General features: G+C 58.6%; 6 protein-coding genes. 5 read left to right on the plus strand and 1 reads right to left on the minus strand.

Annotated elements, in window-relative coordinates:
* Nucleotides 1-98 (minus strand): PHP domain-containing protein (locus AC1Q6C_RS33435; RefSeq protein ID WP_492667122.1); only part of this gene is annotated, 98 nt, incomplete at its 3' end.
* 148 nt (nucleotides 99-246) lie between these two features.
* On the opposite strand from AC1Q6C_RS33435, the gene AC1Q6C_RS33440 reads away from it, so the two are divergent.
* The 5 genes from AC1Q6C_RS33440 (at nucleotide 247) to AC1Q6C_RS33460 (ending at nucleotide 3,631) form a co-directional block, all read left to right on the plus strand.
* Nucleotides 247-1,203 (plus strand): LysR family transcriptional regulator, encoded by a 957-nt coding sequence (locus AC1Q6C_RS33440; protein ID WP_492667117.1) that lies wholly within the window; start codon nucleotides 247-249, stop codon nucleotides 1,201-1,203.
* A 143-nt stretch (nucleotides 1,204-1,346) separates the two neighbouring features.
* Nucleotides 1,347-1,469, plus strand: coding sequence for a hypothetical protein (locus AC1Q6C_RS33445; RefSeq protein WP_492667118.1), 123 nt, complete (start codon nucleotides 1,347-1,349; stop codon nucleotides 1,467-1,469).
* A gap of 519 nt (nucleotides 1,470-1,988) precedes the next feature.
* Nucleotides 1,989-2,588, plus strand: coding sequence for a hypothetical protein (locus AC1Q6C_RS33450; protein WP_019749996.1), 600 nt, complete (start codon nucleotides 1,989-1,991; stop codon nucleotides 2,586-2,588).
* 67 nt (nucleotides 2,589-2,655) lie between these two features.
* On the plus strand, nucleotides 2,656-2,841 hold the full coding sequence (locus AC1Q6C_RS33455; RefSeq protein ID WP_170320448.1) for a hypothetical protein: 186 nt from the start codon (nucleotides 2,656-2,658) through the stop codon (nucleotides 2,839-2,841).
* 370 nt (nucleotides 2,842-3,211) lie between these two features.
* Nucleotides 3,212-3,631, plus strand: a complete 420-nt coding sequence (locus AC1Q6C_RS33460; protein ID WP_492667120.1) for a hypothetical protein — start codon at nucleotides 3,212-3,214, stop codon at nucleotides 3,629-3,631.
* The last annotated feature ends 146 nt before the right edge of the window (nucleotides 3,632-3,777 follow it).

A 3,777-nucleotide genomic window follows, 5' to 3' on the forward strand; every position in this document is an offset into this window, starting at 1 on the left:
CGAGCGGCCTCCTCGAACATGGCGCCGACCTTGGCCGCACCGTCGAGCATCGAGTACTCGGTGTGATTGTGAAGATGAACGAACGAAGACCGACTCACGATTGCCGTCCGCTCAATGGAGGGAACACGATTTGGTTGTCATGATTCAGTCCAGATCCCGGCAACATGGTAGGTATATCACCAGCTCGAGTGCATGTGCGTCGAACAAACAACACGCACTGACGACAACTAGTGGATGTGGAAGCAGGTGGCGGTCTTGGATCTGGACCTGTCCGCGGTACGGGCGGTGGTGGCGGTCAGCGACGAAGGTCAATTCGGTCTGGCCGCGTCGGTATTGGGAATAAGCCAGCAGGCGGTGTCCAAGCGGATTGCCAAACTCGAAACTCAGCTGGGAACGCGATTGTTCGAGCGCCGTCACGGTGCTGTCACGACGACCACAGTCGGTAGCCGGTTCCTTCCCCATGCGCGCATGATTTTGGCGTCGGCCGACGCGGCGATTACGGCAGTTCGGGACTCGCCAGTCCTGCGAGTTGCGGTGCACGGCAATCAGATCGCTGACGCGAACTTGATGCGGTTCTATCTTGAACAGCGGCCTGACGCAGAAATCGAACTCATCATGGCCGGCCCGTCACTGACATCACGGGATGCAGTCATCGACGGCCGCGTGGACGCAGCGTTCGCGCGCGCACACTGGCACATTCGCCCGCTCCCATCTCACATCGCCGCTGCACCTGCCTACTTGGATGCGTTACATCTCCTGGTTGGCAAAGGCCACCCGCTCGCCGACCACGACCAGGTGGAACTTCACGACCTCGCCGGCTACACAGCCTGGGTGCCCGGCGCCGGATTCGGATCTGAAGTGGCCGACTTCTACCGCCAACTGAGCGAATACTGTGGAATCGTCATCGATACGGAGCGTCACCCCGACGGCATCGGCTTCGCGAGCATCGTCGACCGCATCTCCGTCTCGACCACACTGGTCACTTTCGGGGGAGAAGGAACAACCACACCCTGGCATCCCAGCATTCGGCGAATCCCGATCACCAATCCCACTCCCGCCTATCCCATGTCACTGTTGTGGCAGAATTCGGCAACTGGGCATCCGCAGTTCGCGCCCCTACGCGACTTCATCACCAGCAATCACGGTGGCAACGCAGTCAATGCTGCGTGGATACCGGAGCCAGATCGTTCACTCTTCGTCTGATGTTTTGCCGCACACTTCGCAGGTACATCCGCCAGTCGGCGTCTACCGCAGAAAAGTCCTGCACTGCAGGGTATCTGGGGCTGTCTCGAAATCGGTGTTCCAGTCCGACTAGCTAAGTGAACGCTCGGCGAAGAGGCGCCGAGATGGCAACTCTGGACGATGTCGAGTACCCCGAGTACACAGGCGGCGGACTCAGACACCCAGCCTTCAAAGCAATGCGCATCGACAAGACCGCCGACGAAGTCGACCTACCCGAACGACACTGATCCGGCGCATCACCGCATTCGAGAACGGATCGTTTTGGCTCGATCAGCAGTGCCGGAACAAGGTCTGACGTGCTGTCCAATCCAGGACCAACGGCTCTTCTGCTTTGGTCTCCTTCGTAAGTATGAACGGATCGCATGGGGCCTCCGCGAGTGATGCCGCAGCCGCCACTCCTCGGCGTTGTTCGCTCTTGCCTTCCTTAGCTTTCGGGTCTGGCCCAACCAACTTTGGCGCACCTAAACGGGACTTTGGTCCTCAATATCGTTACCAAAGGAAAAAAGATTGCGCGGTCGGTTTGTTTGTGCGACCGTCGAAGGACGTTAATCAAAATCGTTGTATCGGGGGTGATTACTCAAGTCGTTTAATGCGCAACTGACGATTATATGAACTGCTCGCCCAGCTCGCTGTTGAGGACGCAAAAACCGGGTGTGACACAGTTTCATGGTTCGAACCCATGAACACGCTCCTGGCTCAATACGCTCTTGTCTTAGATCGAATATGCACATTCGGCGTGATCAAATTTGACGATCCTGGAAACAATCCTGCTCATTCAACGGCGAACTGAGTACCTGAAGGGTTATCAACATATGAAGCTCACTCGTGTCATCACCACTGCCATGACGATCGGACTGATCGCGGTCGGTGGCGGCGCTGTCGCCACCGCCACCCCAGCACAGGCTGCTCCCGTCAGCCAGCAAGCCGGCGAGCCCACTATCGACGAACTGCGCGACCTGCAAAAATCTATGGAAGATGCTGGTATTCAGCCCTCTGTCACCATTGAGAATGGTGAACTGCTCAAGAGTTACGACCAGGGGCGGGTGCGAGTCGACACGACGGAACCGGCACCCGTCGAGCCGGGGACAATCGCTCCCCGTCTTCGCGTAGGAGTGGGCTGGAACATTTACGTTTACTTCAATCGCCAGGATCAGACTGATCTCGCCGTAGGTTCAGGCGCATTCTTGGTCGGCGTTATAGCCGCCGCCAATCCCGCTGCGGGCATTATCGCAGGTCCGGCCGTCGCAATTGCCGCGAACCGAGTCGCGACCAACGGAATCTGTGGAAACGAGTTGGAACTGGCCTTTAATTTCGGCGGCCAACTTCAAAGCGCAAAATGCGTATAGTGGTTCCACACGCAATTGACGAGGAGCAGCTAAAGCAATGATTTGGATACGAGAAACATTCACCGCAATGAACAAAACTGCTGCCAGTCTGGTATTTGTGATCGCTGTATTCCTGGCCGTAGGCGTAGGGAGTCAGAGTGACCACTCACCCTGGATTGCAGGTCTTCGTGCGCTGGTGATCGCTCTCGTATGCGGCTTCTTGGCGGTCATCCTGGCCGCTCGCACCCAAGTTCGCCGGAACCACAACATCTGAAAGCTGCTCCTGAAGACGAAGAGGATCTCACCACTAGGCGGGGTCCTCTTCGTCGTCCATGAAGAGGATCGGCCGTACCCCCTGCGGACATGACGAAGCCGCCGGCACCGATAACGGTGTCCAGCGGCTTCACAAGGTCGGTGCCCGTCTTGCGCCTCTCGGCAAGTGGCCGCTCGAAGCAGCATTTCTTTCGGTGGTACCCGGGGCAAGCGGGACCTCTCACTCGAAAGCGGACTCTCGGGTGCCGAACGCGTCGCTGATCGGCTTGGAGTGATGTCGTAGGCGGTTGTCGCCCTCTCCATCGTTTCTCGGACGCAGTCGGACTACCAGTATCGGCAAGTTCGGCCGTTACTCGTGGGGGTATGGCAAAGTGACCGTCGTGACGGCACTCGGCATACAGCAGCAGGACAATTCGGCTGAACGTATGGTTTCGCAGGCGATCGGCGTCGGGCGGATTTTGTGGGGTGCGACCACTGCGATCGCATCGAAGCAGGTCTACAACGTGTTGGGCATTGCCTACCCTGGCAGTGACCTGGGCGTGTGGATTAAGGCGTTCGGTGTGCGTGACATCGTCCTGGGTGCTGCTGCGCTGCATCCGGATTCGACGGTGCGGCGGGCGACCTTGCGGGCCGGGATCGCGATGGACTTGGTCGACGCTGTCGTGGTGGCTGACGCCGCTCGTCGCGGGTTACCTCGCAAAGCCGCAATGGTAGGCGTTGCGCTTGCCGGAGGAACTGCTGCATTCGCTGCATTTGGTCCCACCCTGGTTCGTGCCTTGCGCAATCAGTGAGTGTGCGGGCTGTTACGGCGGCTTAACGAACCCATTCCGGGGAAGAGAACTCTGAACCCGACCGCTAGGTGAATGAGGCACGGACGTTAGTTACGCGGTGCCGGCGGTAAGCGGCAGGCGGTCGTCCTCCGCGTGTTGAATGCGGT

The sequence above is a fragment of the Rhodococcus sp. MT28 genome (assembly GCF_058792695.1).